The sequence below is a fragment of the Gammaproteobacteria bacterium genome (genome assembly GCA_016195665.1).
Lineage (GTDB): Bacteria > Pseudomonadota > Gammaproteobacteria > SURF-13 > SURF-13 > JACPZD01.
The window spans coordinates 259080-284235 of sequence record JACPZD010000001.1; the positions used below are offsets into that span (position 1 = coordinate 259080).

A 25156-nucleotide genomic window follows, 5' to 3' on the forward strand; every position below is an offset into this window, starting at 1 on the left:
CACAGACATATTACGTTTTATTACAGGATACTTAGATGAGAACAACCATTACCGTCAGCTTGCCCGAGGAAGTTAAGGCCGAGCTTGACAAGGCGGTACGTCAGGAAGGCGGCTCGCGCAGCGACATCATCCGTGAGTCGTTGCGCGACTATCTGTTCATTCGGCAATTTCGCGCATTGCGCGCACGCATGTCCGCTAAAGCGAAGTCACAGGGGATTTACACTGATCAGGACGTATTTGATCGCGTTTCATGAGGCTGGTGCTCGACACCAACGTACTGATCGCCGCCTTTATTTCACACGGCGTTTGTAATGAGCTTGTGGAATATTGCGTACTTCATCACGACGTAATAACGTCCACTTTTATCCGCGACGAATTCCAAAGGACGCTTATCCAAAAATTCAAATTTCCCCGTGCTGATGCCGTTAATGCGGATCGTCTTCTCAGCCGGCGCTTGATTCGAGTGCGCCCCCTGAAACTCGACAAGCCGGTGTGCCGCGACCGTGATGACGATACTATCCTTGGCACGGCCCTCGCGGGAAATTGCCGATGCGTCGTTACGGGCGACAAGGATTTGCTTTCGTTACGACGTTACCACGCCATAGACATCCTTGCTCCTGGCGACTTCTGGCGCTACGAAAACGCATAACCGCGCGCTATTCGTCACGCAGACTATTTCAGCAGGCTGATGCATTCGTTAAATACTGCCCCCCTGCCCCGCATGCGCGGATCTCTGAATTAATCAGGAGTCACAAAGCAAGGCTACAATGCTTATGATGTGACTCCTGAGTAAATACCCTGTTTTACCCACCCCCACCCTGTCCCGCCCCCTACATAGGGGGCGGGGACGTGACGTGAAGTGTAGCCTTACTTATTGACTTATGAGTAATCAGTCCTTCCCGCTTTCCAGGCGCAATTCTCTTTCCACCTGGTCCAGGCTGATATGGCGGATGTCCTTGCCCTTGACCAGGTAAATCACATACTCGCAGATATTACGCGCGTGATCGCCGATGCGCTCGAGCGCGCGCGCGGCCCAGATGACGTTTAGCACCCGCGTGATGGTGCGCGGATCCTCCATCATATAGGTGATCATCTGGCGCATCACGCCTTCGTATTCCATATCCACCTGACGGTCTTCGCGCGCCACCCGTAAAGCGGCGTCGGTGTCGAGACGGGCGAAGGCGTCGAGGGCATCGTGCACCATCCCCTTCACGTGATTGCCCAAATACTGAATCTCGATATAGTTATTCTTGAGCCGTTCCTCTGCGGCAAGCCGGACCGCCATGCGCGCGATCTTGTCGGCTTCATCGCCGATACGTTCGAGGTCGGTTATGGTCTTGATCACCGCCATGACTAAACGCAGGTCGCTGGCCGTCGGCTGGCGGCGCGCAATGATCTGGCTGCACTCCTCATCTATCCCGACTTCCATCTTGTTGACCAGGTAGTCGTTGGTGGAAATCGTTTCGCCCAACTCTGCATCGCCCTGCAACAGAGCGACCAGGGCCTGTTCGGTGTGTTTTTCCACCAGCCCGCCCATCTGCAGGACGCGGGTACGGATATCCTCCAGCTCTTCATTGTATTGGCGTGAGATATGGGTATGGATATCGAGTTTCATGTCATTATCCTCAAAATATATCGCCTTTCCGGCCTGAATCGTACAGCTTCCGCGACGCCTTCCCCGGCGTTACCTTTGTGGTCATCGCACACACCAGCCAGGCCATCCATGGCCTGCCGTTCGGTGACTTCGTCACCTCACCCATATCGGCCGGTAATATAGTCTTCAGTCTGCTTCTTGCTCGGATTGGTGAAGATCAGCGTGGTGTCGCCAAACTCCACCAGCTCGCCCAGGTGCATGAAGGCAGTATAGTCGGAAACACGCGCCGCCTGCTGCATGTTGTGCGTGACGATGAAGATGGTAACCTTCTGCTTGAGGTCGGTGATCAACTCCTCGATGCTGGCCGTGGCGATCGGGTCGAGCGCCGAGGTCGGCTCGTCGAACAGCAGAATCTCGGGGTCGGTGGCCAGGGCGCGGGCGATGCACAGGCGCTGCTGCTGGCCACCGGACAGGTTGAAGGCCAGGTCCTGGAGACGGTCCTTGACCTCGTCCCACAACGCAGCGCCGCGCAACGCCTCCTCAACCTTGTCGTCCAGCATCCCGCGGCGCTTGATGTCGCGCACGCGTAGTCCGTAGGCAACGTTCTCGTAGATCGACTTGGGGAACGGGTTGGGCTTCTGGAATACCATCGAGATGCGCATGCGCACCTCGATCGGGTCGACGTCCTTGCCCAAAATGTTGATGTTGTCCGGGTGAACGAGTATCTCGCCCTGGTAGCGGTTGCCCGGGTACAGGTCGTGCATGCGGTTGAAGCAGCGCAGGAACGTGGACTTGCCGCAGCCCGAGGCGCCGATCAGGGCGGTGACGTGCTTCTCGGCCAAGTCGAGATTGATGTTCTTGAGCGCCTGAACCGTGCCGCCGTAGTAGAAGTTGAGGTTGCGCGCCTGCGCCTTGCTCGGCGGCCGGACGGCTTTTGCCTCCGTCGTCCCGGCGCCCGGCGCGGGCGGCCTGGCCACCTGGCTGAAGTCGTACGCGGGGACGGTGGGTGGAGTGACATTCTGGATCTCGGATTTATTCATGGTTCCCCTGTTACCATTTGATGCGCTTGCGGAAGCGGTAGCGGATGACGATGGCCGCGGCGTTCATGGCCAGCGTCATGACGATGATTACCACGCCGGCCGCCGCCGCGTTGTCCAGGAACGCGACCTGCGGCCGCGACACCCAGCTGAACATCTGGATCGGCAGCACCGTGAACGGCGCCATCAGCCAGTCGAACGACAGGAACGGGAACTCGCTCGTCACCGGCGACGGCGGCAGGAAGGCGATGAAGGTGAGCGCGCCGATGGTGATGATCGGCGCGGTCTCGCCGATGGCGCGCGCCATGCCGATGATCACGCCGGTCATGATGCCGGCCGTGGAGTAGGGCAGCACGTGGTGGCGTACGGCCTGCCACTTGGTGGCGCCCAAGGCGTAGGCCGCCTCGCGGATGCTGCCGGGAATGGCGCGGATCGCCTCGCGCGTGCCCACGATCACCACAGGCAGGATCAACAGGCCGAGGGTCAGGCCCGCGGCCAGGATGCTCTCGCCGAGGTCGAACTGGTACACGAACAGGCCGAGCGCCAGCAGGCCGTAGATGATGGACGGGACGCCGGCGAGGTTGGTGACGTTGATCTCGATCAGTTCGGTGATCCAGTTACGCGGCGCGTACTCCTCGAGGTAGATGCCGGCGGCGATCCCGAGCGGCACGCCGGCCAGGGCCGTGACCAGCATCACCAGGATGGTGCCGACCCAGGACGACAGGATGCCGGCCTCGGCCGCATTCCGCGAGGGAAAGGAGGTGAAGAACTGCCAAGTGAGCCGCCCCGAGCCGTCGAAGAGCAGATCGAGGAACAGCGCAATCAGCGTGACCACGCCGACCATCATCGCCAGCAGGCCGATGATGGCGAAGATCTGGTCCAACGCTTGTGCCGGCCGATGAGGGCGCGGATTTCATCGATCTTGGGATCGGACAGGCCGGACATCAGTACACCTCCCTGAAGCGCCGGCGCAGCAGGTGGCCGATCACGTTGAACAGCAGCGTCATCAGCAGCAGCACCAGGCCGACCGCGAAGATGCTCTGGTACTCGAGGCTGCCGTGCGGCAGGTCGCCGAGGCTCACCTGCACGATGTAGGCGGTGATGGTGGCGGCGCCTTCCATCGGGTTCAGGGTCAGGTTCGGCTGGGTGCCGGCGGCCACCGCCACCACCATGGTCTCGCCGACGGCGCGCGAGATGCCGAGAATATAGGCCGCGACGATGCCCGAGGTGGCGGCCGGCGTCACTACCCGGGTGGCGGTCTGGAAGCGCGTCGCGCCCATGGCATAGGAACCCTCGCGGATGTGCATCGGCACGGCGCGCATCGCGTCCTCGCTCACCGAGCTCACGTACGGGATGATCATGATGCCCATCACGATGCCGGCGCCGAGCATGTTGAACCCGGGCAGGCCGGGGATGAAGGTCTGCAACAGCGGCGTGACGAACAGCAGCGCGAAATAGCCATATACCACGGTCGGTACGCCCTCCAGCAGCTCAAGGAACGGCTTGACCGTCTCGCGTACCCGATGCGGGGCAAATTCGCTCAGATAGATCGCGGTGATGGTGCCGAGCGGTATGGCAACGGACAGCGCCACCGCCGCCACCACCAGGGTGCCGGTCACCAGCGGCAGCACGCCGAAGTGCTTGATGGAGAACAGCGGCGTCCACTCGGTGTCGGTCAGGAACTCGAAGATCGAGACATGCGCGAAGAAGCCCAGGGATTCGTACACCAGGATGACCGCAATGGCGATGGTTACGGCGACGGCGAAGAACGCCGCCATGAACAGGACGCCATGGATGATGCGCTCCGGCAGATGCCGCCGGATCTGATAAGCGAATCGGGAGGGTCCTTGCTGGTTCATTGACTCGGGGCCGGTTTACGAGCGAAATAATGATGGGAAACGGATGATAGGATACGATTATTACAATTAGATGACAAACCGGGATGTCGGCCCTTGTACGGTCGATACCTAATCGAGGCCGGAAAAAATGAAGGGCGCCCTCTGGCGCCCTTCCGCCGCGGAAAACCCAGATAACTCTGGATTACAGCTTGCCCTCGCGCTGGAGCAGTTCCTCGACGCGGACGCCGACTTCGCTCTCACCGCCGAAGCCCGTACCCAGTTTCTTGCCGTTGAAGTTCTTCATCGCCTGGTCATAGTGCGCCTGTGAGAGCGGCACATAGCCCACTTCCTTGACCAGCTTCGGGGCGTTCTTCAGGTAGAAGTTCACGAACTCCTTCACTTCCGGCTTTTCCATGGATTTGGCGTTCACATAGATGAAGATCGGACGCGCCAGCGGCTGGTAGGTGCCCGCCATGACCGTCTCGAGCGAGGGTTCAACCGCCTTGGTGGCGCCCTTGGCGATGATCGGCACCGCGTTCAGCTTGTCCTTGTTCTCCACGTAATAGGCCAGGCCGAAATAGCCTAAGGCGTACTTGTCGCGCGACACGCCCTGCACCAGCACGTTGTCGTCCTCGCTCGCGGTGTAGTCGCCGCGCGAGGCCTTCTCCTTGCCGTTGATGGCGCTGGTGAAGTAGTCGAAGGTGCCCGAGTCGGTGCCGGCCCCGAACAGCGCCAGCTTTTCATTCGGCCACTTGGGATTGACGTCGCTCCATTTCATGATCTTGTCCTGGGCTTCCGGCTCCCACATCTTCTTGAGCTCTTCCACGGTCGCGCTCTTGAGCCAGTCGTTCTTCGGGTTCACGACCACGGTCAGGGCGTCGAACGCCACCGGCAGCTCGATGTACTCCACACCGTTGGGGCCGATGCGCGGGCCGCTGACCACTGTAGTACCGTCAAAACCGGCCTTTTTACAGGCTTCCATCTCTTTCGCCAGGATCGGACGCGAGGCATCCGAGATGTCGGTGTCGCCGCGGCAGAACTTCTTGAAACCGCCGCCGGTGCCGGAGATACCCACCGTCACCTGTAGGCCTTTGTTGGCCTTCTGAAACTCCTCCGCCACCGCCTCGGTGATGGGGAACACGGTGCTGGAACCATCTATTTTAATGATCTCAGCCGCCAACGCGGGCAGGCCCGGCAACATCCCCGCCGTGAAGACGAGTGCACTGAGGCTGTTTATTAGTATCTTTCTGCTGTTCATCGAAAACCCTCCATAAAGTTCAAAATTAATCAACTAGGACGCTAAACTGGGACATATGATCTCAGGCAAATATGACAATTTAATGAAAGCCCTCGCATCTTATTCCCTGTACAGGCAACTCCTGCCAAACAGTTGAATTTGTTTGGGGTTTAACCGGACGGTAGTGCCTTATTTAAGTCACGGCGGCCTGCTTGCGAGAGTATTTCCATGCTCTGCATCAAGATCTTCCGCGCATCCGCCGGCGCTGGCATTGTCATCTTACTGTCACACCCCTGCCAAGCCAAGTGAGGTAACATCAGCCGGTACGCACAAGAAGGACAGGAGGCAAGGGGGGTCATGTCGCAGGTCATTGTACTTGAGGCGCATCGCCAGGCGCGCCGGGCCGATACCGGCAGGACAGAGAAGCACGGCGTTGGCGGCCAGCCGGCGCATGTGCCGCTGTCCATACTCCCCGGGCGCGTGCGCTACCGGGTCCCGGCGCTGTATCGCTCGGCAGGGCTCAAGCAGCGCATCGAGGATCAGCTCAGCGGCCACAATCATATCGTTTTCGTCTCGGCCAATGTCCTCACCGGCAGCGTTCTGATCCTGTTCGAGCATGGCCGCGATCCGGCCGCGGTCGCTGCGTTGCTCGAATTCGCGGTGTTCGGGGAGGTGTCGGCAGCCTCCGGCCCGGTTCGTACAGCAGCGCGCGCTACCGCCCCGGCGAAAGTATTGCGAGCGCGCCTGCGCCGACTCATTCCGCACAAGAAATCTCAGGAAATCCGACCGTGGCACCGGCTGAAGGCAGACGAGGTGCTGGCGGCGCTCGGCGGGACGCGCACCGGGTTCACACTGACGCAGGTGCAGGAGCGCCTGAAACAATACGGCCCGAATCTTCTGCCGGAGGCCGCGCCGCGCTCCGAGCTCGGCATGTTTCTCGGCCAGTTCCACTCACTGCCGGTGGCGCTGCTCGGCGCCTCGGCCGTGGTGTCGGTGCTCACCGGCGGACTGGCCGACGCACTCGTGATCCTGGGTGTGGTCATGATCAATGCGACACTCGGTTATGTCACCGAGTCGCAGGCAGAGAAGACCATCAGGTTACTCACCGGCCCGATGCAGCCGTTCGCTCTCACCATCCGTGCCGGCGTACTGCAGACCGTGCCGGCGGCGGAGTTGGTGGCCGGCGACCTGCTGGTGCTCTCGCCCGGCAATACCATCGCGGCCGACGCGCGCCTCATCGAGGCGCGTCGCCTCACGGTGGACGAATCGAGCCTTACCGGCGAGAGCATGCCGGCGGCCAAGCACGCTGCGCGCCTCGCGGGCATGGATGTGCCGCTCGCCGATCGCGCCAACATGGTGTATCGCGGCACGCTGGTCACCGGCGGGCAGGGACTGGCGGTGGTGGTGGCCACCGGCGCCGCCAGCGAGATTGGCCGCATCCAGCAGCTTGCCGGCGAGGCGCAGTCGCCGGAAACCCCGATGGAGCGGCAACTGCGCGTGCTCGGCAACCAGGTGGTGTGGATCGCCATCGGTGTGTGTGGCGGGGTATTCGTGGTCGGATTGGTGCGCGGCTATGGCGCCCTGCAGATGCTCAAGACCGCCGTGTCACTCGCGGTGGCGGCCGTGCCCGAGGGCCTGCCGACGGTCGCGACCACGACGCTCGCGCTCGGTCTGCGCAACATGCACCGGCAGAAAGTTCTGATCCGTCACCTTGAGGCGGTCGAGACCCTGGGCGCGGTACAGACCATCTGCCTCGACAAGACCGGTACGCTCACCCTCAACCGCATGTCGGTCACGGTGCTGTATAGCGACATGCATCGTCTGTCGGTGGCAGGCGGGCGCATCCTGCACGACGGCCGGGAACTGGATGTCGACGCACATCCCGGACTGCAACGCCTGATCTCGGTCGCGGTGCTGTGCAACGAGACCGAGATCAACGGCCATGCCGGCGCGCAGGTGCTGAATGGCTCGCCCACCGAGAACGCGCTGGTGCACATGGCGCTCGGCGCCGGCCTGGACTTGATCGGGTTGCGCGCGCGGCATGCGCGCGTACGCATCGACTACCGCGCCGAGAACCATCTGTACATGAGCACGCTGCACGAGCTTGCGCCCGGCAGGCGGCTGCTCGCCGTCAAGGGCAGTCCGGGCGAGGTACTGGCGCTGTGCGGTTTCGCGCTGCGTAACGGTGTACCGGAAGCGCTTGGCGATGAGCAGCGTCAGGCGATCCTGGACGAGAACGAGCGCATGGCCGGCGAGGCCTTGCGCGTGCTGGGCATCGCCTATGCCGAAGTGGATGGAGAGACGTCCGCGCCCGAGGGCAGTCTCGTATGGCTCGGGCTGGTCGGCATGGCCGATCCGGTGCGTGCCGGCGTGCCGGACCTGATCCACCAGTTCCACGCGGCCGGCATCGAGACGGTGATGATCACCGGCGACCAGAGCCCGACCGCGCATGCCATCGGCCGGCAGCTGAACCTGAGCGGCAGCGAACGGCTCGACATTCTCGATTCCTCCCACCTCGAGAGCGTCGAACCGGCGATGCTCGCGGCGCTCGCGCAGCGCGTGCACGTGTTCGCGCGCGTCAGCCCGTCGCACAAGCTGCGCATCGTCGAGGCGCTGCAGCGCGCCGGCAAGGTGGTGGCCATGACCGGCGACGGCATCAACGACGCCCCGGCGCTCAAGGCCGCGGACATCGGCATCGCCATGGGCCGCTCCGGCACCGACGTGGCGCGTGAAGTGGCGGACGTGGTGCTCGAAGACGACAACCTCGAGACCCTGATCGTGGCCGTGTCCCAGGGGCGCACCATCTACGCCAACATCCGTAAGTCGGTGCACTTCCTGCTGTCGACCAACATCAGCGAGATCGCGGTCATGTTCGGCGCCATCGCGCTCGGGCTCGGCCAGCCGCTCAATCCGATGCAGCTCCTGTGGATCAACCTGATCACCGACATCTTCCCCGGGCTGGCGCTGGCGCTCGAGCCGCCCGAGCCGGACGTGCTCGAGAATCCGCCGCGCGATCCGGCCGAGCCGATCGTGCGCCCAGCCGACTTCCGGCGCATCCTGTTCGAGGCCGGCGCCCTGAGCGCCGGCACGCTCGCCGCCTACGGTTATGGCGTGGCGCGTTACGGCATCGGGCCGCAGGCCGGGACGCTCGCCTTCATGGGGCTCACGAGCGCCCAGCTGGCGCACGCCGTGAGCTGCCGCTCCGAACGCCACAGCGTGTTCGGCGCCGAGAGGCTGCCACCCAATCGGTATCTTACGACTGCGGTAAGCGCTTCGCTCGCGCTGCAGGCAGTGACCGCGTTCGTGCCGGGGCTGCGCCGGTTCCTCGGGCTCACACCGGTCACGCTTACCGACGGCGCGGTCATCGGTGCCGCGGCACTGCTGCCGTTTGTGGTGAATGAGGCGAGCAAGCCGCGGGTGCGGCGCATGGGAGGTGAAAAGTGAGGCAGGATTTCGTGTTCATCTCCGAGTCAGTGACCGAGGGTCACCCGGACAAGCTCTGCGACCAGATCTCGGATGCGGTGCTCGACCAGTTTTTACGCGAAGATCCACAGGCGCATGCGATCGTCGAGTGTGCGGTGTCCACCGGCGTGGTGTTTGTCGCGGCGCGCTACCGCTCACGCACCCTGGTGGATATCCCGCACATCGCGCGCCAGGTGATTCGCGAGGTCGGTTACGACGACAAGGACTTCAATGCGCGCACCAGCAGCATTCTCACCAGCCTGAACGAGTTGCCGCCCGAGGCGCCGGGTGCGGACGAGTCCGCGCTCAGCGACGCGCAGATCGAGGCGGTCACCGCGCGCAACACCGCCACGCTGTTTGGTTACGCCTGCACCCAGACGCCGGCGTTTCTGCCGCTACCGATCTGGCTGGCGCACAAACTGGCGCGCCGCCTGAGCGCCGTGCGCCTCACGCGCCAATTGCCGTACCTGCGGCCGGACGCCAAGGCGCAGGTGGCGGTCGTGTTCCGCAATCGCCGGCCGGTGCGCATTCATTCCATCACGCTGCTCGTGAGCCACATCTCAAACGGCGTGCCTCCGGCCGCACAACTGGAGCAGGCGTTGCGCGAGCACGTGATCGAGCCGGTGTTCCGCGATGAGCCGGTGCGGCCGGACGCCGACACACGCGTCTACGTGAATCCCGAGGGGCCGTTCGAGATCGGCGGACCGTCGGTGCACGCCGGACTCACCGGGCGTAAGAACGCGATCGACACCTACGGTGAGTACGCGCGTCACAGCGGTGCGGCGCTGTCCGGCAAGGACCCGTCGCGCATCGACCGCACCGGCGCCTACGCCGCGCGCTACGCCGCCAAGAACATAGTGGCGGCCGGGCTCGCGGATGAGTGCGAGGTGTTGCTGTCGTACACCATCGGCCAGGCGCGTCCGGTGAGCGTGCAGGTCGAAACCTTCGGCACCGGGCGGATGAGCGACATGGAGATCGGCGCGCGCATTGAGGCGCAGTTCGATTTCCGCCCGGCGGCGATCATGCGCGCCTTCAACCTGCGGCGGCTGCCGGCGCTGACCAAAGGCGGTTTTTACCGGCGGCTCGCCGCCTACGGACATGTCGGGCGCATGGATATCGGGCTGCCGTGGGAGCGCACCGACAAGACAGCGGTATTGGTTCTCTCTAGAGATTCAGCGAAAAGGGGATAAATATATGGAAACGGCGGTTTACGAGGACGATAAGGAGCGCAGGCAGCATCTCGGTGCGATTCACGAGATCGCGCGTATGAGCGGGAGGCCGGAAAGCGAGGTGGGGAAGGTCTATGAGGTCGAGCTATCGAAGCTCAAGCGGACGGCGCGGGTGAAGATTTTCCTGCCGGTGCTGGCGTGCCGCATGGTCATGCAGAACCTGCGGCACTTGCCCCAGGTGTAACGCGGACCTACAGGATCGCGCCGATCAGCGCCAGCGCCGAGCGTTCCACCGCCTTCTCCAGCGCCATACCAAACAGCGCCTTGCCGAGCACATCGCCGGCGCGCGAGGCCATGGCGGGCAGCTGGTGGTCGGCGTGCTGCACCAACTCCGGCTGGTAGTAACCGCGCAAGGCAAGCGCATCGAGAATCGTTTCCGCGCTCACGGCGTCGCGTTGATAACCCACCGTGATGCTGCCGGTCACACTGTTGGCGCGCGCCGCGGTAACACCCTCGATCGTCAGCACGAAGGCCTCAGCCGCTTCCGCGTGTAGCTCGTCGCGCTTGATCTGCGGGGTACGAATACGCAGCCGCCCGGGAACATGATGAATATAGTGCGCCATAGTTCGCTCCTTAGATACAAGTCATTCAACTCCTATCGCGGACTATGGTACCCATGGATGCATGACAGTTTGATGAAGGCTCCCGCCCTCCGTGGTTCTAAATGACCAGCCAAGTGACAAGCGTGAAGTACACGAGCAGGCTCAGGACATCCTGTATGATGGTCGCCACCGGCCGCTGCCAGGCGCAGGCCGCCGAACGCCACATGCCACCAGCCCGAGCGTCAGGCCGATCAGCATGCCGGTGGCGAGATCGCCCAGAATCAGGCGAAGCAGCGGAGCATGGTTGAAGGACAGTCCGCACACCGCGATGGCCTCGCTCTGGGTGCCGATGGCGTTCGTCAGGTACACGATGCTCGGCACGAAGAATGCGATCGTCAACGCGCGGCCAGTGTCTGCTCAAAGCGCGACACGGGGCACGGGAACTAATGGTGCCAGCAGCACCATGGATGTGGATGGTGCGGCCGTTCCCTCAGGTTGGTCGCTCGTGGAAGATGTGGTGAACCTCCAACTCAATCACGATATTGCCCTTCTGGAATCGGGTGCTGTTTTCGGCACGAGCCCGCAGAAATCCCTTCCGCACTCGTGACAGTCAACGACGCGATGCTGCGAACGAACCGTATGGCAAGACGCAATAGATACCCCCACTGGTTTGCTATAACACCAACCGCACAACGCCCAACAGAACAAGAACCGACCCGGAAACGAACCGGAGACGAAAACGGACATGGTGGCGTATGAGTTGTTCGGAACCATGGAAGCCAATCGACACAAATGCCATTTGCACGGCGGCCATGGCAAATGGGGTATATACCGGTAGGGCATGACCAAGGTTCGCTGCCGAGGTGGCCACGATGTTATCAATGACGAGCGCGAGTCCCAGGAAGATCGCTTCAATTGGGCTGATGTGCATGGACCGGTCAATGTCGGCCGCTTCCGGCTTGGCCATGATTTTACTCACCAAGCCTCCAACAGAAAATATCAACCCGCGGGCTACGGCAGGTTGATTCGAATCTTGTGGCCGGACTTCGTCATGCGAAGTGAGATAATCCAGCAGGAATCTGTAAACACCTAACGATACGAGAAGTAAGGCGCCAGTAGCGGTCGCCACGCGGGCGTCGACGAATTGTGCCGACAGCAGGTGCGTGGCAAACATGGCGATAGCTGTGCAGACGACCGTGACAACTCCGATCATTCCGATCGAAGCGATGGGCATGTTAATGCCCCGTGTCCCGTATGCCGCACCCGCAGCAAGCGCATCCAGACTTACTGCGGCAGATAAAAATAAAACGTAGAAAACACTCATAGGCCTTCGGTAATGGAAACCACACGCAGCTCATGGGACATAGGACGGATAAGTAGAACCATAGCGCTGCCCGCGCCGGACGGCGCGGGTACGGGTCCATTCGGATCTGACCGGCGTACCGCTTGCCGGCCGGGATAGCGTTTACTTAGGCTGTGACTCGCTTGAGGCGTGCGGCAGCGCGGCGCCGGCCACTTCCTTCACGCCCCCGACGACGCCGAGCAACACATCCTTGATGGTCGTGACAGCGGATTTGCTGATGGCGCCGGCTGCGTCGATGGCGCCGGCCACTGCGCTCTTGCTGATCTCGAGCACGTTGCCGCCGGTTTCGACACCGGCCTCGATCACGCCGTCCACGGCGCGTTTGGCGACCACGCCGAGGTCGGTACCGACCTCGGATGCACCATGCACGGCGGACTTCACCGTTTCGCGTGCCGCGGCGATGACATCACCGCCCACGTCGCTTACGCCCATGATCACTCCCTTGGCGACGCTCTTGGTGCTGAGCACGAGTCCCGTGCCCACTTCTTCCGTTGCCTGAATTGCACCCTTCATCACGTCCTTGCTGATGGCGATACCCTCATTCGCCACCTCCCCGCCGGCGCGCAGCGCATTGGACACGGTGCTCCGCACCAGGCTCACGATTTCGGCCTCGATCTCGTTGACGCCCTTGAGGCTGCTCACGATCCCGTCCTTCACGGTTGTACCGGCATGACCGATCTTTTCATCGGCGATGTTGATTTTTGGAGCGCTGGTTTCTGTGGTTTCCATTTGCATGTCTGCTGCCCTCTCGTGTTTGTGGGATGTTGCTCTACTCTTACTGGTCTTAAGTCTTGGTCGTCTTGCTGATATCTGGATCGGTCATGTGTTCCGCCTCCTGGACAGCCTTGGGCACGCGCGTGCCATGCTCATAAATCGGACGAGTTGCCGCGACCGGTGCGCAACAGGCCGGCTGCGTACCAGAGCAGCGCTGATGACGGACCGAGCACGTGGCCGCGCTGCAACTGTACGGCCGCGAGCGTCACCAGACCGATGAAACCGAGCGAGGCGAGATCGATACCGCCGCCGCTGAGCTTCCGCAGTTCGCCATCCAGATCGGTGAAGCGTTCGGCGAGCTGGCGTGTGAGCGGCGCCATGAGCGCCGGCGCCTCCGCGATCTGAAAAAGTTGGTGTGTCTGCACGAACGCCGCGAGCGCGCCGAGGCCGATCGCCGGCTCGAGCAATACGCTGCCGGTCACCGGATTGGTCACGACCCGTTCGACGCCCGGACATTGCGCGAGTTTTTCTTCAATACCAGCGAAGTAATCCGCCTGGCCGCGCCGTGCACGAATGCGCAGGCGCAGGCGCCCCGCGTTTGCGTGGCTGATTTCGGCTTGCGGCAGCATGTGTGCCCTCCGCTTCGCTTAGGACGTCGTCTCGGCGCCGGGCTCGGTGGCGGTCGCTGCTGCCGCCGGCGGCGCCATCGCCTGCGCCGCGTGCTCCTGCTCGATTTCTGCCTTGGCCTCGGCGACCACGTCCTCCATCACCTCACACAGTTCGGCGACTGCCTCGCGGCCTTTCTCGAAGACAATGATGCCGCTCTTGACCATCGCCTTGACTAACGGCTTTGCGGCGCGCGCCACCACGGGCAGGGCGATCGGGATGAGCAACGCGGCCGCGATGCCGATCCCGAGCACGGCGACGTTACCCTTGAATATGTCTTGCACGGCCATAACGAACCTCACTAGAAAACCTGCGCCGCTGTCGGCGCGGCGTAATATTAAGATCTTGTGATTAGATTACAGAAAACACCGACGCGGGAGTGTTAAATTTTTATTACAAACAGGTTACAACTGCGCGCTGTGCACAGGAAATTGCGGCAGATCAAATTTTTGGAGCGAGGCGGGGGTTGTTCGTACCCTCGCCCAGGCGGGTGCGGTCACCCCGGGGAGGGAGCCTCGCCGGCCGGGCAGCATAGTTCGTAGGTAGGGATGCCCGGCCGGCGCTCATACCAGGCGCGCGAGCGGTTGACCATGCGTGCAGCGGCGAGCATGACCGGTACCTCGATCAACACGCCGACTACCGTGGCAAGGGCGGCGCCCGACCCGAAGCCGAACAGCGCGATGGCCGTGGCCACCGCGAGCTCGAAGAAGTTGCTCGCCCCGATCAGGGCCGAGGGGCCGGCCACGCAGTGCGGCGAGCCGAGCATGCGGTTGGCGAAGTAGGCGAGCCCGGAGTTGAAGAACACCTGCACTAGGATCGGCGCCGCGAGCAGCAGAATCACGAGCGGCTGGCGCACGATCTGCTCGCCCTGGAAACCGAACAGCAGCACCAGCGTGGCGAGTAGCGCCGCGAGCGACACCGGGTGCAGCGCCCTGATCACGCGCGCCAGCCGCGCCCAGCCGTGCCCGTGCCGGAGGATCGCGCGGCGCACGAAGCAGGCGGCCACGAGCGGCGCCACGATGTAGAGCGCGACCGACAGCAGCAGCGTGTCCCACGGCACCGTGATGGCCGAGAGCCCGAGCAAGAGCCCCACGATCGGGGCGAAGGCGAAGATCATGATCACGTCGTTCAGCGCCACCTGGATGAGCGTGAACTGCGGCTCGCCGCGCGTAAGGTGGCTCCAGACGAACACCATGGCGGTGCAGGGGGCGGCCGCGAGCAGGATGAGGCCGGCGATGTACGAGTCAATCTGCTCCGCCGGCAGCCAGGGGCGGAACAGATAACCGGCGAACAACCAGCCGAGCGCCGCCATCGAGAACGGCTTCACCGCCCAGTTGACGGCGAGCGTCACGCCGATGCCCTTCCAGTGAGCCGTCACCCGGTGCAGCACCGCGAAGTCCACCTTGAGCAGCATCGGGAAGATCATCAGCCAGACAAGCACCGCCACCGGCAGATTGATGCGCGTGAGTTCGATGGCGCCCACTGCTTGAAACACGGCGGGGAAGAGCCGTCCGAGCGCGATGCCGGCGACGATGCACAGGAACACCCACACGGTGAGATAGCGCTCGAAGAAGCCCATCCCGGCTCCGGCAGAGCGCTTCCCCGTTGTCTCGCATTGCGCACTCATGACGATCTTCTTGCCGTATGTTACCGCCCGGCGTCCCCGGAGCGCAGGTTTTCGATAAGTTCCGCGACGCGGCGATGCACCTCGTCGCGCGCGGTGCGGAACTTGGCCATGATCTCTTCCTCCGCGCCCGTGGCCCTGGCCGGATCTTCGAGGGGCCAGTGCGCTTTCCGAACGCCCGGCGGCGGCACCGGGCAGTGCTCGTCGGCATGCCCGCAGACGGTCACCACCAGATCGGCCCATTCAAGCATATCCGGAGTGAGTTTCGTGGACTCCTGATGCGAGATGTCCACGCCGGCCTCACGCATGACCGCGATGGCGCGCGGGTTCTTGCCCTGGGCCTCGATGCCGGCCGAGCGCGCCTCCAGCGACGCGCCGCCCAGGTGATTCGCCCATCCCTCAGCCATCTGCGAGCGGCAGGAGTTGCCGGTGCAGAGGAACAGGACGCGGATTTTCTGTTTCATGAGCATGCTATCCCTATGTGTCGGCTGTCGGGTTTGGCCTCGGCTATACCGGGGAGGTCGGCGCGCGCTACAGCCTGGTCCAGGCCACTTTTAACGCCGCGTTGCACCCTTCAGCGAGTATTGAACAGGCCCTTAGACCAGTTGGCTGCAACCGCTCGTTAAGCTTGCTGGCTGAGTGGGGCGGAACTGTACATCGCTGCCTCGCCCACCTCGTCCAGCGCATCATCCACCGGTGATGCGGCCGGGCGGACCGGTATGCGATGATCATGGATAATAGCGCGAATTTGCGATTGGGTGTGCTCCGCCAAGGCCCTGCGGGGCGCCCCCGTGGCTGTAATAGGCGGACAAAAATTCAAACTCACCTCTAACGTCGGCTCGCCAAGCAGTCTCCAAAGATGGGCCAACAGCACATCTTCACCGACAAAGGGGGCCAGAGGATTTACACCCTCTGGATGCGGATAGCGGATGGCCACGGCCTGCGCCTTGGTATCGGCCTGCACGGCGGCCTGGTAAAGCCGGGCATGAAAATGCTCCACCGTCTCACCACCGCTGGAGGTGCCCTCCGGAAAGAACAGCACGTTGCGCTGCGCCTTGAGCCGGATCGTCATCTGCTCGGCGATGTAAGGGCTTTGTTCCCCGCGCCGCAGAAACAAGGTACCGGTACGCGCGGCGAGACCTCCAAACACCGGCCAGCCTCGTATCTCCTCTTTAGCAACAAACACGGCGTCCAGCCGGGCGCGAAGGGCGATGATGTCCAGCCAAGAGATGTGGTTGGCGACAAACAGAGTGGGGGCAGGGCCTATGTCGCCGTCCATCCGGATGCGCAAATTGAGGATTCGACAGAGCTTGCGCGACCACCAGCCCGCCGCGGCCTGCTGATAATCGGCAAAGGGACGGCGGCTGTATCTTCGCTGAAAGTCCAGCAGCGGATAGGCGACAAAAAGGCTCACCAGCATGAACCATGCAAGCCGGCCAAGGCGCAGCAGGCGGCGCAACTGACGTATCAAGCTAAGCTTCCGAACGCTGCATGAAATGTCTTGCGTAACGGGGATGTATGCGCTTTGCGGAAAGCAGAACGAATAGATCCGCCACATTGAACTGAGGATCCCAAGCCGGCTCACCGCAGATCATCGCCCCCATGCGCAGATAAGCGCTGAGCAGGGGAGGAAAAGCGATTTGGCCAGCCCCCGCAACGGGATGCGGCATGCTGTTGAACAAAGGTAAATGCGGGTAGACGCGCTGCGCCGGCGGGCTTGAGTGCTTCTCATTGAGCGCGGTATAAAGAGCGGTAATATACTCCATACCCTTCTCTAGGGAGATGCTCGCGCACCCCATCAGGTAATCAAACTTGTGCGCCATCATAAAGCGGGCAAGCCCCTGCCATAACAAACTCACCGTGGCGCCATTACGGTAATCAGGGTGCACACAGGTACGGCCGACTTCCATGAACCTTCCCGGCAGGCTTAAAATCCGGCCGAGATCAAATTCAGTCTGTGAATAGTAGTTTCCTGCGCGCGCCGCCTCGTTGTCGGTAAGGATACGGTAGCAACCAACCACCTGATGATGATGCGCGGCGTCGCGCACCAGCAGATGCAGACAATAAGGATCAAACTCGTCCTCCTCCGTGCGTGAAAAGGGATCACCGGCGCCTGCTCCCATTTCCTCAACGAAAACTTGATAACGCAGGCGTTGCGCAGCGCGGATATCTTCCGGTTTGCGCGTAAGGGTCACATAAAGTTGATGCCCTTGTTCAGCAGGCGCCTGTGATTGAAAAACGGGTTCACGACGGGCCGTTTGCAGCATAACTCTCCCTCCAATTGACGAATTAGGAAGAGAATGCGGTAGTTTTGTTACAGCCTGATGATGTTAATTTGAACTTATTTTGACGAGTCATTGTGTTACAACCTTAATAAGCCCAGCGGGCGGCGTGTTCAGGGGGCACACTCAAGCCGATATTTGAGCTTCACCGTGGAGGAGAAACAAGCTCTTTTATTGTTGTTCTCCGCGGCCTGCGCGATGGAAACTCTGCCGCCGGAAATAAAAACACGTACACCTCAAGGTGTACGTTGAATGGCAATAGCGCTGTGGCGTTAAGAAGAGATCAAAAGTCGTGATTGATACCGAAGGTGTACGGATCGGCACCCCGGCGCAGTCAGAACCTGCGCAAAGTCGCGACCCCAGTAGAAAACTCTCTTGCCAACATGAGGGGTCTACGCATGATATGACTCTACGCCGCTGTGCGGCTATCGCGGGCTCCTCGCCTCGGTGTTCCACCTTCCGTGGCTCGTCGGAAGAACAGTAGCTTTAGCGTAGTTGAGTGTAATCTTCATCAAAGCTAAGAGGAGTAGATCGCTAGCGCACTTTCGAAACGTACTTAAGCCAAAGCGCAGTTGTGATTCCCCAGATCACATTGAAGATGAAGACCAATGCAGGCGTGAGTGTTCCAAGCTCCAGTCCCAACATACCCTTTTTGACCTTGAACGGGAAGACGATGAAGAGCTGAACCAGCGTTGGCCCGAGGCTTAGCAGGACTCCCCTGAGCACCACGCGACCTGGCAGAATCGGCAGTAGAAAGAGTGCACCCCAAATCCCCGCCCAGATCAGCCGCTGATACAGCCAGCCTGGCGTCAGGGCTGGCGCAAGGTTGACGCCGAGGGCTGCGCTGATGCCATACGCTCCGAAACACCACACGGCGAGACTGTCAGTAAGCCCGCCTAATGCCCCGGCTGCAAACACCATACTGAGTCGTCTTGCTAGCTCTCTCACCGGCTTATACTCCCATTCCTCTGATAAAAAGCCAAGGCATTCTAACATCGCAAAAGAATTTGCCTTACATTATCTAGTACCCATACCTGCTCTGGCCAATGCCATTAGCTCTTGTATTACTGCTGCTATCACCGCTGTTGCTGTTACTCATATGATCCTTGTTCTGCTCCACCGCCTTGTCCGTTTGTTTGCTCTTGTTTGTCTTACAGTCTTTGCGGGTGTTCTGGTCGTTAGAAGCCATGTCATCAGTGGACGTACTACTCGACTGCGTGCCGTTAGAGTACATATCATCAGCTGCAAATGTCATCCCAGACAACAGCGTTAAAGCCAATACGCTTAGTAATTTCTTTTTCATACAAGTGCTCCTTTAGCCGGGTTAGCAAGAGATCATTAAATTTCCGTAGTTGAAAGCTTGGATACAAATGCCCAGCGCAGTTGTTTACGCCGGACGCTTATGACTTTAAGCAGCATCACGCCGCGCTCTTTGCACTGGGTACTTGAAACCGCTCCCTCATTACAGCGTGGATGGCTGTTGAATTGCACCTAAAACTGACCCACCCAGTCTGATCGAGCCTCAAAGCGCCGTATTCCTCGCTCTACTAAGACTTCTATCTGCCACAGCTTCGCTACCATCTTCCCCAAGGTAAAAGCCTCCCTTGCCATGGCGGGCTCCTTCCCAAGTTGGAAAATACGCCAATCAACTTGGCGCCGAAATCGCCAGTCAGGTCATTCTTGCCTGGTTGGTAGCCGGAACTAAACATGACGACATAAATAATGCCGCATAATGGAGTTATAATAACAGCGACTTTCCAAAAGGGGGACGCTGTCATGCGGAAACTGGAAATTGGCGATGCCGACATCATGCGCATTGCGATCCAACAGGAAATTGCCCGCTCCGAAGAGTCGCGCTACGACCACCGGCTTCATGGTTTGTTGCTGATCACCGGCGGCCAAAGTTGTGGGCAGGTGGCCGATCTGTTCGGTGAAGATCGGCGTACCGTGCAACGCTGGGTCAAGACGTTTGAGGCACACGGGCTGGACGGTTTGCGTGAGGGCGAGCGTTCTGGCCGGCCGAGATCGCTGGATGCCCGTCGGTGGGCCGCGCTGGGCAAAGACCTCAGACGCAGTCCGCGTGAATTCGGTCATGAGGCCGGTCTGTGGGACGGCAAATTGCTCTCGCAACATTTGCGATTGCGCTACGGGGTGGAACTGGGTGTGCGGCAATGCCAGCGGCTCTTCCGTGACATGGGATTCCGCTTCCGCAAGCCCAGGCCACAAGTCGCCCAGTCTGATCCGGCCAAGGTCACAGCCCTTAAAAAAACTGCGGCGCCTGGCCAAAAAAGAGGAGGTTGAACTTTGGAGCTTGGACGAACGCCACTTCCAGCAACACGGAACGCGCTGCCGGATGTGGGCGCCCCCGGAAGACAAAGACCCGGTGGTTATCCATGCGCCGACACGCAAGTCTATCGCCTGTTTTGGCGCGGTCAGCCTGCACACTGGGAAATTCGTTCGTTCAATATCCGCCAAGTTCGACGCCCAAACGTTTGGGGACTTCTTGAAGAAGTTGCTGCGGCGCCGTTCGAGAGGGAAGAAAAGGGTCATCGTGCTGGATAACGCTCGGCATCACCATGCCAAACTTCTTGCATCTTGGTTGCACCAGCGTCGACAAGACCTCGCCTTGGTGTTCTTGCCGCCGTACAGTCCCCAGCTCGCGCCCATTGAGCGAGTCTGGAAGTTGGCGCGGCGACTGGCAACTCACAATCGCTATTTTGCCAGCCTGGACGATGTGTTGATGGCGGTAGACTCATGTTTCGATCAGTGGCGAAAGCCAAACTCCGTTCTGCGCCGGCTATGCGGCATTATTTAAGACGCTATGTTTAGCTGGGCAGATCATACCGAGAGAATAGATTCATCTGCTCTGGGAGGCCAGCTTCGGCGGCGGGAGGTCGACGTGGATCGGCGGTATACTCTTGAGGTAGACCGCCATGGCGTGACGGTCGGCATCGGTGAGCTTTGAAGTTCCCCGTACCACGGCCTTCATGGCCGAACCTACGAGATCCGATTCGGGTGTCATGCCGGTCTTCAGCAGCACCTGTATATCCTCGATCGACCAACTGCCGATGCCCGTCTTGACGTCCGAAGTAATGTTTGTCGCATTCTGCCTCTCGGGACCGCCAATATTTCCAGAGAAGGATCTATTGGGCTTGAGCGCGCCCAGAAAATTGCGCGGCGTATGGCACTCCTCGCAGTGCGTAACGGCATTAACGAGATAATTGCCGCGATTCCAGTCTTCTCCCCGGGCCGGTTCGGTCCTGATCGGTCCGACGGTAAAGAACAATTCACGCCAGAAGAAGAGGAGCGCGCGCCAGCCGAAGGGCGGCTTCACTTTGTGCGGTTTGTCGGGCGCCGGTACTGCTGGCAGGCTCATGAGGTAGGCGTAAATATCTTCCATGTCGCGATCGGTAAGCTTGGTAAACGAGGTGTAGGGAAAGACCGGGAAGAGATACTCTCCCTTGCGCCCGACGCCGTTGCGCAGTGCGGCCTTGAACTCCGCCTGACTCCAGGCTCCGATGCCGTACTGCTTATCGGGCGTGATGTTGGGGGTACGGAAAGTGCCAAAAGGTGTATCGAGTCCGAGGCCGCCCGAAAGGGCTCCGCCATTCTTGGGGTCCCCGTGGCAGCCGTAGCAATCAGCTGCTTTGACAAGATATTTACCGCGTCCGATCGACTCCGCATCGGCAGCGCGCACCTCCGTTTGTGCCTGGGTGATGGTGAGATCTTTGAGCAACTTGCCTTTCTTGTCCTGCACGCCGTCGGTGTCCATCAGGAACACCAGCGCCGCAACGAGGAGCCCAATGACGAGGAGCGATCCAGTGAAAAATCGCGAAAATTTCATGGTAGCAGTCTTCCTGGGTGAAGGGAGCGTCAGCGCCGAGCGCGGGACGCCCCTCCTGACTAACCAATCGGATTGGTGACCGACTTGAACCCGTTGCCTTGGGTCTGCGCGGAGACGAAGCCCAGACCATTGAACGGATGGGTGGGGTCCCAGGCGACGGGCTTTCTTTTCGGCTGTGAACCCGCAGGCGGGAACGGAAAAATCAACGATTCCGCCGCGTGATGAGCGATTTTTCCGGTCATATGATGATGCTCCTGATGGATATGTCCATAGAACACCGTCACATACTCGTAGGGCGTCAGGATGTCGATCGCCTTGGCACCATCATTGGTCGCCCAGTCCCATGCAGGATAGAGGTCGAACAAGGGGCGATGAGCGAAGACGACGACCGGCTGCGCCTTGTCGTGCCGAGCCAAATCGGCGTGCAGCCATTGCAGCTGATCTTCTCCAATCAATCCGTTAGGGTCCGAGACATTGTCGAGCGCAATGAAATGCACACCCTTGTGATCGAAGCTGTAGTGACCGACGCCAAACATGGTTTTGTACATCTCGCCATTGTCGAGCCCGGCATCGTTCTCGCCTGGGATGAATCGCACATCCTTGACCTTAAGATCGGCAACGATGGTCTTGAATTCCGCCATGCGTCGGTGGCGCTCCTTGTCGTCGGGGGCGGCATGGGTGAGGTCGCCGGTGAACATGATGAAATCGGGTTGATACTCAAAGCTATTCACAGCCGCGACGGCGCGCTTCAGGGTGTTCTTCGCTTCGGGGCTGGGCGGCCCCTCGAAGCCCCAATGGCTGTCCGACATCTGCACGAAGGAGAAGTCCTGTCCTGCCGCAGCCAGGGCACGACCCCAAGGTCCAAGGCTCGAGGCGACGACAACCCCCCCAAGGCCAGCCAGCTTAAGAAAATCTCTGCGGTTAGTATTTAAACTCATGTGATTGCCTCCGATTGAGAGGCGCCAGGAATTGGCGCCATCACAATGTAATACCTGCGAGGCTCGTACTTTATTCCCGGAAAGGCCATTAATTTTGGCCTCGGGATAAAATACTTGGCAGCACAGCCTTCATTAAGTGAACAGGAAGACGGTGGATGATTGCGTCTTTTACATGCGGTTATTCGATGAGCGCTGAACCAGTCTTACAAATTCCTGTAACTCGTCTTTATTAAGCTCCGACACCGCCCAAAAGCGCATGCCTGATTGGGTCCAGTGAATAATATGATAGCCCTGACGTGACAACACTTTGGCGGCTGTAACCGCCTCGTCATCGGCTGGCCAGATAAATAGGTTGATGTAGTGCTTACGATACCGGTAGACCAGCGCGGCCACCGTTTTATTTTCGAGATAATCCAACCGCGCGCCGGTTAAAGGGAATCCCTGCTGGGCAAAATCTTCTACCGGCGGTGAAAAATCGAGCTTGCCGTTAAACCAGGGTTTCACCGTATGTTGATCGGACGATGCTACATCGGTAAGGTGATTCGCCAGCAGTGAGCGCACGTGATTAGCGACAATCTCCTTCTCTACCATATCGTCTACCGAACGGGTGGACAAAAGCGGCACGACAGTCCACGCCAAAACTGCAACCAAGGCCAGGGCGGCGCCCGTATTGAGCCATGACCAGGGAATTGCGTTGCGGAGCTTTCGTTCCGATTTATCCGCCTTGCGCAAGGCGGAATGGATGCGGCTTTGCAAATCTCTGTGCGGTTTAAGATAGAGTGACTCGCCCTTGAGCGCGGAGCACAGAGCGTGGTGGTTGCTGAATATCTGCGCACAGACCGAACACGACTTCAGATGCTGATCCAGCTCTAAACTCTTAAGCAACTCCAATTCCCCGTCCGCGTAGGCGTGAATCAAGTTTTTCGCATCTTCACAGTTCATAGGGATACCCCTTCCTTCGCGCCTACGGTCAAGCATTCCTGGAGCCGCTTACGTGCGCGGGCCAAGCGGGACATCACCGTCCCCACCGGCACGTCGGTGATGGCCGCAATTTGTTTATAAGACATGTCTTCTAGCTCGCGCAGTATCATCACCTCACGAAACTCAACGGGCAGCGCTTCCAAAGCCTGTCTCAGTGTTTGTTCATCCACTTGCTGCAATAAGAGCGTCTCCGGATTCGTAGTAGAAATACTGGATGTTGCTTCAAGCGCGGCGGAATGTTCATGGACTTCCTCATCGAATGACGTTATCAAATCCTGCACACGATTTTGCTTCAGCCACGTGTAGCATGTGTTACGCACGATGGAGAGCAGCCAGGCGCGTGCGTCCCCGCCGCCGCGAAAACTATCAAAGAATTTGAAGGCGCGTAAATAAGCCTCCTGTACCATATCCTCCGCGTCATGATCGTTGCGCACCAGCCAGCGCGCCAGATTGTAGGCGGACTGCATGTGCGGCATGACCGTGTCTTCAAATCGCGCAAGTTTACTTTTCCACTCCACCACGTTTCCTTATCTGTATTCTAAGACTGGCTGATCGGCGATTTTATTCCCGCGGCGAATTAATCGCCTTCGCGGGAATATTTTTTGTTGAAAAAGGTTATACGGGTACACAACATAACCTATTTTCTAGCTTTAACCTAGCCCACATAGAGGAAACTATGAAGATCTCAGATCACGTTTTATTGAGCGCCGCATTTGGCTTCACCCTATCTACTGCCGCCCTTTCGTATCAACCTTGAGATGGCGGATCACATAGCGAGCGCCGATGAGGAATCGACGTTATGAAGCCCACAGATACTGAAAGCGCCAAGACTCTCTTACTGCTGATGGCGCCCAGATTGATGCCAATGAAGAATATCCACTGAACTGCGAAGTCGGGATGGGTCCGGGTGGAGATCATTTTCACATGAACCTATCTCAAAATCACGTTATGACCAGAATATCGTATAATTGCCTTCGTGCTACGACTGAGCGACCAACACTGGAATCGTATCTGGGAACACTTTCCAGAGGAACACATTCCTGCTGGTCGAGCGGGTCGCAAACCCATTCCCGCCCGCCAGGTACTTGAAGCCGTTCTCTGGATTCTCAATACGGGTGCTCAGTGGCACATGCTGCCGCAGTGCTACCCGAATTACAAAACGGTGCATCGCCGTTTTCAACAAGGGTGCCGGAGCGAAGTGCTGCGTGATGTGATGACCGATCTGGCGAATACGCTGCGGAATGAAGGTGTGCCCGGCGAATCGGAATGCTTTATTGATGCCGCCTTTGCATCGGCCAAGGGCGGTGGTGACGAGACCGGCCTGACCAAGCGCGGTAAGGGCGTGAAAATCATGGCAATTGTTGACCGTCATGGGCTTCCGTTGGCGGTCAGTACCCACGCCGCGAATCATCACGAAGTCACGCTGGTGCAGTTGAGCTTTGATTTCTACATGATTGAAGCGAAGCCGGAGAATCTGACCGGTGACCGCGCCTACGATAGCGGCAACTTGGACGACGAACTGCGGCAAGAGGGCATCGAGATGATCGCACCGCATCGAAAGAATCGGAAAAAAGCCAGGACGCAGGACGGTCGTCGTCTGCGCCGTTACGAGCGGCGATGGATGGTCGAGCGATTCTTTGCGTGGATTCAATGGCAACGTCGTCTCCTGGTTCGCTGGGAATATTACGCCGAGAACTTTCTCGGATTCGTTCAATTGGCAACCATCGGTGTCTTGCTCAGGCAATTTTGAGATAGGTTCTAATCATTTTCGCATATAGGTGGGTAATAAAAGAGGGCCCGGATAG

At 59.9% G+C, this 25156-nt stretch carries 28 protein-coding genes and 1 pseudogene; 9 read left to right on the forward strand and 20 right to left on the reverse strand.

Features of this window, described 5'->3' with window-relative positions; all coding sequences use genetic code 11:
• The first annotated feature begins 35 nt into the window (after nucleotides 1-35).
• A complete protein-coding gene (locus tag HY028_01305) occupies nucleotides 36-254 on the forward strand; it encodes a ribbon-helix-helix protein, CopG family (GenBank protein MBI3343509.1) in 219 nt (72 codons plus the stop codon).
• Nucleotides 251-649 carry a putative toxin-antitoxin system toxin component, PIN family gene (locus tag HY028_01310; GenBank protein MBI3343510.1) on the forward strand — a complete coding sequence of 133 codons (399 nt, stop codon included), beginning with the start codon at nucleotides 251-253 and terminating at the stop codon, nucleotides 647-649. Before HY028_01305 ends, HY028_01310 begins: the two co-directional genes overlap by 4 nt.
• A gap of 240 nt (nucleotides 650-889) precedes the next feature.
• Here HY028_01310 and phoU read toward each other — a convergent pair whose 3' ends face one another.
• The 5 genes and pseudogenes from phoU to HY028_01335 form a co-directional block, all read right to left on the reverse strand.
• A complete protein-coding gene (gene phoU / locus HY028_01315) occupies nucleotides 890-1615 on the reverse strand; it encodes a phosphate signaling complex protein PhoU (GenBank protein MBI3343511.1) in 726 nt (241 codons plus the stop codon).
• 137 nt (nucleotides 1616-1752) lie between these two features.
• Complete coding sequence (gene pstB, locus HY028_01320; GenBank protein ID MBI3343512.1) at nucleotides 1753-2634, reverse strand: phosphate ABC transporter ATP-binding protein; 882 nt, start codon at nucleotides 2632-2634, stop codon at nucleotides 1753-1755.
• A 10-nt stretch (nucleotides 2635-2644) separates the two neighbouring features.
• A pseudogene (pstA, locus tag HY028_01325) lies at nucleotides 2645-3576 on the reverse strand (phosphate ABC transporter permease PstA).
• Entirely contained in the window at nucleotides 3576-4490 is a 915-nt protein-coding gene (gene pstC, locus HY028_01330) for a phosphate ABC transporter permease subunit PstC (protein MBI3343513.1), read from the reverse strand. Before pstC ends, pstA begins: the two are co-directional and overlap by 1 nt.
• Nucleotides 4491-4671: 181 nt before the next feature.
• Nucleotides 4672-5727: a PstS family phosphate ABC transporter substrate-binding protein gene (locus tag HY028_01335; protein MBI3343514.1), complete on the reverse strand. Its 1056-nt coding sequence runs from the start codon at nucleotides 5725-5727 to the stop codon at nucleotides 4672-4674.
• 336 nt (nucleotides 5728-6063) lie between these two features.
• Here HY028_01335 and HY028_01340 point away from each other — a divergent pair, with 336 nt between their 5' ends.
• The 3 genes from HY028_01340 to HY028_01350 are packed head-to-tail and all read left to right on the forward strand — an operon-like array spanning nucleotide 6064 to nucleotide 10581.
• Nucleotides 6064-9150, forward strand: a complete 3087-nt coding sequence (locus tag HY028_01340) for a cation-transporting P-type ATPase (GenBank protein ID MBI3343515.1) — start codon at nucleotides 6064-6066, stop codon at nucleotides 9148-9150.
• Nucleotides 9147-10358: a methionine adenosyltransferase gene (locus HY028_01345; protein ID MBI3343516.1), complete on the forward strand. Its 1212-nt coding sequence runs from the start codon at nucleotides 9147-9149 to the stop codon at nucleotides 10356-10358. Before HY028_01340 ends, HY028_01345 begins: the two co-directional genes overlap by 4 nt.
• 4 nt (nucleotides 10359-10362) lie before the next feature.
• Nucleotides 10363-10581 carry a DUF3562 domain-containing protein gene (locus tag HY028_01350; protein MBI3343517.1) on the forward strand — a complete coding sequence of 73 codons (219 nt, stop codon included), beginning with the start codon at nucleotides 10363-10365 and terminating at the stop codon, nucleotides 10579-10581.
• Nucleotides 10582-10588: 7 nt separating this feature from the next.
• Here the strand turns inward: HY028_01350 and HY028_01355 are convergent, their stop codons facing one another.
• A complete protein-coding gene (locus HY028_01355) occupies nucleotides 10589-10960 on the reverse strand; it encodes a heavy-metal-associated domain-containing protein (protein MBI3343518.1) in 372 nt (123 codons plus the stop codon).
• 307 nt (nucleotides 10961-11267) lie between these two features.
• Between HY028_01355 and HY028_01360 the strand changes: the two genes are divergently transcribed.
• Nucleotides 11268-11546, forward strand: coding sequence for a hypothetical protein (locus tag HY028_01360; protein MBI3343519.1), 279 nt, complete (start codon nucleotides 11268-11270; stop codon nucleotides 11544-11546).
• 66 nt (nucleotides 11547-11612) lie between these two features.
• On the opposite strand, the gene HY028_01365 is transcribed toward HY028_01360, so the two are convergent.
• The 10 genes from HY028_01365 to HY028_01410 all read right to left on the reverse strand — a co-directional run bounded on the left by HY028_01365 (nucleotide 11613) and on the right by HY028_01410 (nucleotide 18891).
• Nucleotides 11613-12263 carry a manganese efflux pump gene (locus tag HY028_01365; protein MBI3343520.1) on the reverse strand — a complete coding sequence of 217 codons (651 nt, stop codon included), beginning with the start codon at nucleotides 12261-12263 and terminating at the stop codon, nucleotides 11613-11615.
• A 141-nt stretch (nucleotides 12264-12404) separates the two neighbouring features.
• Nucleotides 12405-13031 (reverse strand): hypothetical protein, encoded by a 627-nt coding sequence (locus HY028_01370; GenBank protein ID MBI3343521.1) that lies wholly within the window; start codon nucleotides 13029-13031, stop codon nucleotides 12405-12407.
• A gap of 137 nt (nucleotides 13032-13168) precedes the next feature.
• Entirely contained in the window at nucleotides 13169-13645 is a 477-nt protein-coding gene (locus tag HY028_01375) for a hypothetical protein (protein MBI3343522.1), read from the reverse strand.
• An 18-nt stretch (nucleotides 13646-13663) separates the two neighbouring features.
• On the reverse strand, nucleotides 13664-13972 hold the full coding sequence (locus tag HY028_01380; protein ID MBI3343523.1) for a DUF5132 domain-containing protein: 309 nt from the start codon (nucleotides 13970-13972) through the stop codon (nucleotides 13664-13666).
• 206 nt (nucleotides 13973-14178) lie between these two features.
• Complete coding sequence (gene arsB, locus HY028_01385) at nucleotides 14179-15261, reverse strand: ACR3 family arsenite efflux transporter (protein ID MBI3343524.1); 1083 nt, start codon at nucleotides 15259-15261, stop codon at nucleotides 14179-14181.
• Nucleotides 15262-15329: 68 nt separating this feature from the next.
• Complete coding sequence (locus tag HY028_01390; GenBank protein MBI3343525.1) at nucleotides 15330-15770, reverse strand: arsenate reductase ArsC; 441 nt, start codon at nucleotides 15768-15770, stop codon at nucleotides 15330-15332.
• Between the two features lie 158 nt (nucleotides 15771-15928).
• Nucleotides 15929-16777: a 1-acyl-sn-glycerol-3-phosphate acyltransferase gene (locus tag HY028_01395; GenBank protein ID MBI3343526.1), complete on the reverse strand. Its 849-nt coding sequence runs from the start codon at nucleotides 16775-16777 to the stop codon at nucleotides 15929-15931.
• Between the two features lies 1 nt (nucleotide 16778).
• On the reverse strand, nucleotides 16779-17573 hold the full coding sequence (locus HY028_01400; GenBank protein ID MBI3343527.1) for a GNAT family N-acetyltransferase: 795 nt from the start codon (nucleotides 17571-17573) through the stop codon (nucleotides 16779-16781).
• A 549-nt stretch (nucleotides 17574-18122) separates the two neighbouring features.
• Complete coding sequence (locus HY028_01405; protein ID MBI3343528.1) at nucleotides 18123-18509, reverse strand: hypothetical protein; 387 nt, start codon at nucleotides 18507-18509, stop codon at nucleotides 18123-18125.
• Between the two features lie 100 nt (nucleotides 18510-18609).
• Nucleotides 18610-18891 carry a hypothetical protein gene (locus HY028_01410; protein MBI3343529.1) on the reverse strand — a complete coding sequence of 94 codons (282 nt, stop codon included), beginning with the start codon at nucleotides 18889-18891 and terminating at the stop codon, nucleotides 18610-18612.
• A 473-nt stretch (nucleotides 18892-19364) separates the two neighbouring features.
• Here HY028_01410 and HY028_01415 point away from each other — a divergent pair, with 473 nt between their 5' ends.
• Together HY028_01415 and HY028_01420 are read left to right on the forward strand one after the other, a co-directional pair.
• A complete protein-coding gene (locus tag HY028_01415; GenBank protein MBI3343530.1) occupies nucleotides 19365-19889 on the forward strand; it encodes a transposase in 525 nt (174 codons plus the stop codon).
• 10 nt (nucleotides 19890-19899) lie between these two features.
• On the forward strand, nucleotides 19900-20403 hold the full coding sequence (locus HY028_01420) for an IS630 family transposase (GenBank protein ID MBI3343531.1): 504 nt from the start codon (nucleotides 19900-19902) through the stop codon (nucleotides 20401-20403).
• A gap of 42 nt (nucleotides 20404-20445) precedes the next feature.
• Here the strand turns inward: HY028_01420 and HY028_01425 are convergent, their stop codons facing one another.
• From HY028_01425 to HY028_01440, 4 genes are all read right to left on the reverse strand, one after another.
• Nucleotides 20446-21432, reverse strand: a complete 987-nt coding sequence (locus tag HY028_01425) for a c-type cytochrome (GenBank protein ID MBI3343532.1) — start codon at nucleotides 21430-21432, stop codon at nucleotides 20446-20448.
• A gap of 59 nt (nucleotides 21433-21491) precedes the next feature.
• A complete protein-coding gene (locus HY028_01430; protein MBI3343533.1) occupies nucleotides 21492-22370 on the reverse strand; it encodes a metallophosphoesterase in 879 nt (292 codons plus the stop codon).
• A gap of 168 nt (nucleotides 22371-22538) precedes the next feature.
• Complete coding sequence (locus tag HY028_01435) at nucleotides 22539-23312, reverse strand: anti-sigma factor (GenBank protein MBI3343534.1); 774 nt, start codon at nucleotides 23310-23312, stop codon at nucleotides 22539-22541.
• A complete protein-coding gene (locus HY028_01440) occupies nucleotides 23309-23827 on the reverse strand; it encodes a sigma-70 family RNA polymerase sigma factor (GenBank protein ID MBI3343535.1) in 519 nt (172 codons plus the stop codon). The genes HY028_01435 and HY028_01440 overlap by 4 nt, the downstream gene beginning before the upstream one ends.
• A 500-nt stretch (nucleotides 23828-24327) precedes the next feature.
• Here HY028_01440 and HY028_01445 point away from each other — a divergent pair, with 500 nt between their 5' ends.
• On the forward strand, nucleotides 24328-25101 hold the full coding sequence (locus HY028_01445; GenBank protein ID MBI3343536.1) for an IS5 family transposase: 774 nt from the start codon (nucleotides 24328-24330) through the stop codon (nucleotides 25099-25101).
• Nucleotides 25102-25156 lie beyond the last annotated feature (55 nt).

Excerpts from the sequence above, each read along its gene's own strand:
- HY028_01365 (MBI3343520.1), bottom strand. The coding sequence starts at position 12,263 with ATGAGTGTTTTCTACGTTTTATTTTTATCTGCCGCAGTAAGTCTGGAT.
- HY028_01370 (MBI3343521.1), bottom strand. The coding sequence starts at position 13,031 with ATGGAAACCACAGAAACCAGCGCTCCAAAAATCAACATCGCCGATGAA.
- HY028_01405 (MBI3343528.1), bottom strand. The coding sequence starts at position 18,509 with ATGGTGTTTGCAGCCGGGGCATTAGGCGGGCTTACTGACAGTCTCGCC.
- HY028_01340 (MBI3343515.1), top strand. The coding sequence starts at position 6,064 with ATGTCGCAGGTCATTGTACTTGAGGCGCATCGCCAGGCGCGCCGGGCC.
- pstB (MBI3343512.1), bottom strand. The coding sequence starts at position 2,634 with ATGAATAAATCCGAGATCCAGAATGTCACTCCACCCACCGTCCCCGCG.
- HY028_01355 (MBI3343518.1), bottom strand. The coding sequence starts at position 10,960 with ATGGCGCACTATATTCATCATGTTCCCGGGCGGCTGCGTATTCGTACC.
- HY028_01435 (MBI3343534.1), bottom strand. The coding sequence starts at position 23,312 with ATGAACTGTGAAGATGCGAAAAACTTGATTCACGCCTACGCGGACGGG.
- phoU (MBI3343511.1), bottom strand. The coding sequence starts at position 1,615 with ATGAAACTCGATATCCATACCCATATCTCACGCCAATACAATGAAGAG.
- pstC (MBI3343513.1), bottom strand. The coding sequence starts at position 4,490 with ATGAACCAGCAAGGACCCTCCCGATTCGCTTATCAGATCCGGCGGCAT.
- HY028_01425 (MBI3343532.1), bottom strand. The coding sequence starts at position 21,432 with ATGAAATTTTCGCGATTTTTCACTGGATCGCTCCTCGTCATTGGGCTC.
- HY028_01305 (MBI3343509.1), top strand. The coding sequence starts at position 36 with ATGAGAACAACCATTACCGTCAGCTTGCCCGAGGAAGTTAAGGCCGAG.
- HY028_01430 (MBI3343533.1), bottom strand. The coding sequence starts at position 22,370 with ATGAGTTTAAATACTAACCGCAGAGATTTTCTTAAGCTGGCTGGCCTT.
- HY028_01360 (MBI3343519.1), top strand. The coding sequence starts at position 11,268 with ATGGCCTCGCTCTGGGTGCCGATGGCGTTCGTCAGGTACACGATGCTC.
- HY028_01350 (MBI3343517.1), top strand. The coding sequence starts at position 10,363 with ATGGAAACGGCGGTTTACGAGGACGATAAGGAGCGCAGGCAGCATCTC.
- arsB (MBI3343524.1), bottom strand. The coding sequence starts at position 15,261 with ATGGGCTTCTTCGAGCGCTATCTCACCGTGTGGGTGTTCCTGTGCATC.
- HY028_01410 (MBI3343529.1), bottom strand. The coding sequence starts at position 18,891 with ATGAAAAAGAAATTACTAAGCGTATTGGCTTTAACGCTGTTGTCTGGG.
- HY028_01310 (MBI3343510.1), top strand. The coding sequence starts at position 251 with ATGAGGCTGGTGCTCGACACCAACGTACTGATCGCCGCCTTTATTTCA.
- HY028_01440 (MBI3343535.1), bottom strand. The coding sequence starts at position 23,827 with ATGCCGCACATGCAGTCCGCCTACAATCTGGCGCGCTGGCTGGTGCGC.
- HY028_01400 (MBI3343527.1), bottom strand. The coding sequence starts at position 17,573 with ATGCTGCAAACGGCCCGTCGTGAACCCGTTTTTCAATCACAGGCGCCT.
- HY028_01375 (MBI3343522.1), bottom strand. The coding sequence starts at position 13,645 with ATGCTGCCGCAAGCCGAAATCAGCCACGCAAACGCGGGGCGCCTGCGC.
- HY028_01415 (MBI3343530.1), top strand. The coding sequence starts at position 19,365 with ATGCGGAAACTGGAAATTGGCGATGCCGACATCATGCGCATTGCGATC.
- HY028_01380 (MBI3343523.1), bottom strand. The coding sequence starts at position 13,972 with ATGGCCGTGCAAGACATATTCAAGGGTAACGTCGCCGTGCTCGGGATC.
- HY028_01335 (MBI3343514.1), bottom strand. The coding sequence starts at position 5,727 with ATGAACAGCAGAAAGATACTAATAAACAGCCTCAGTGCACTCGTCTTC.
- HY028_01390 (MBI3343525.1), bottom strand. The coding sequence starts at position 15,770 with ATGAAACAGAAAATCCGCGTCCTGTTCCTCTGCACCGGCAACTCCTGC.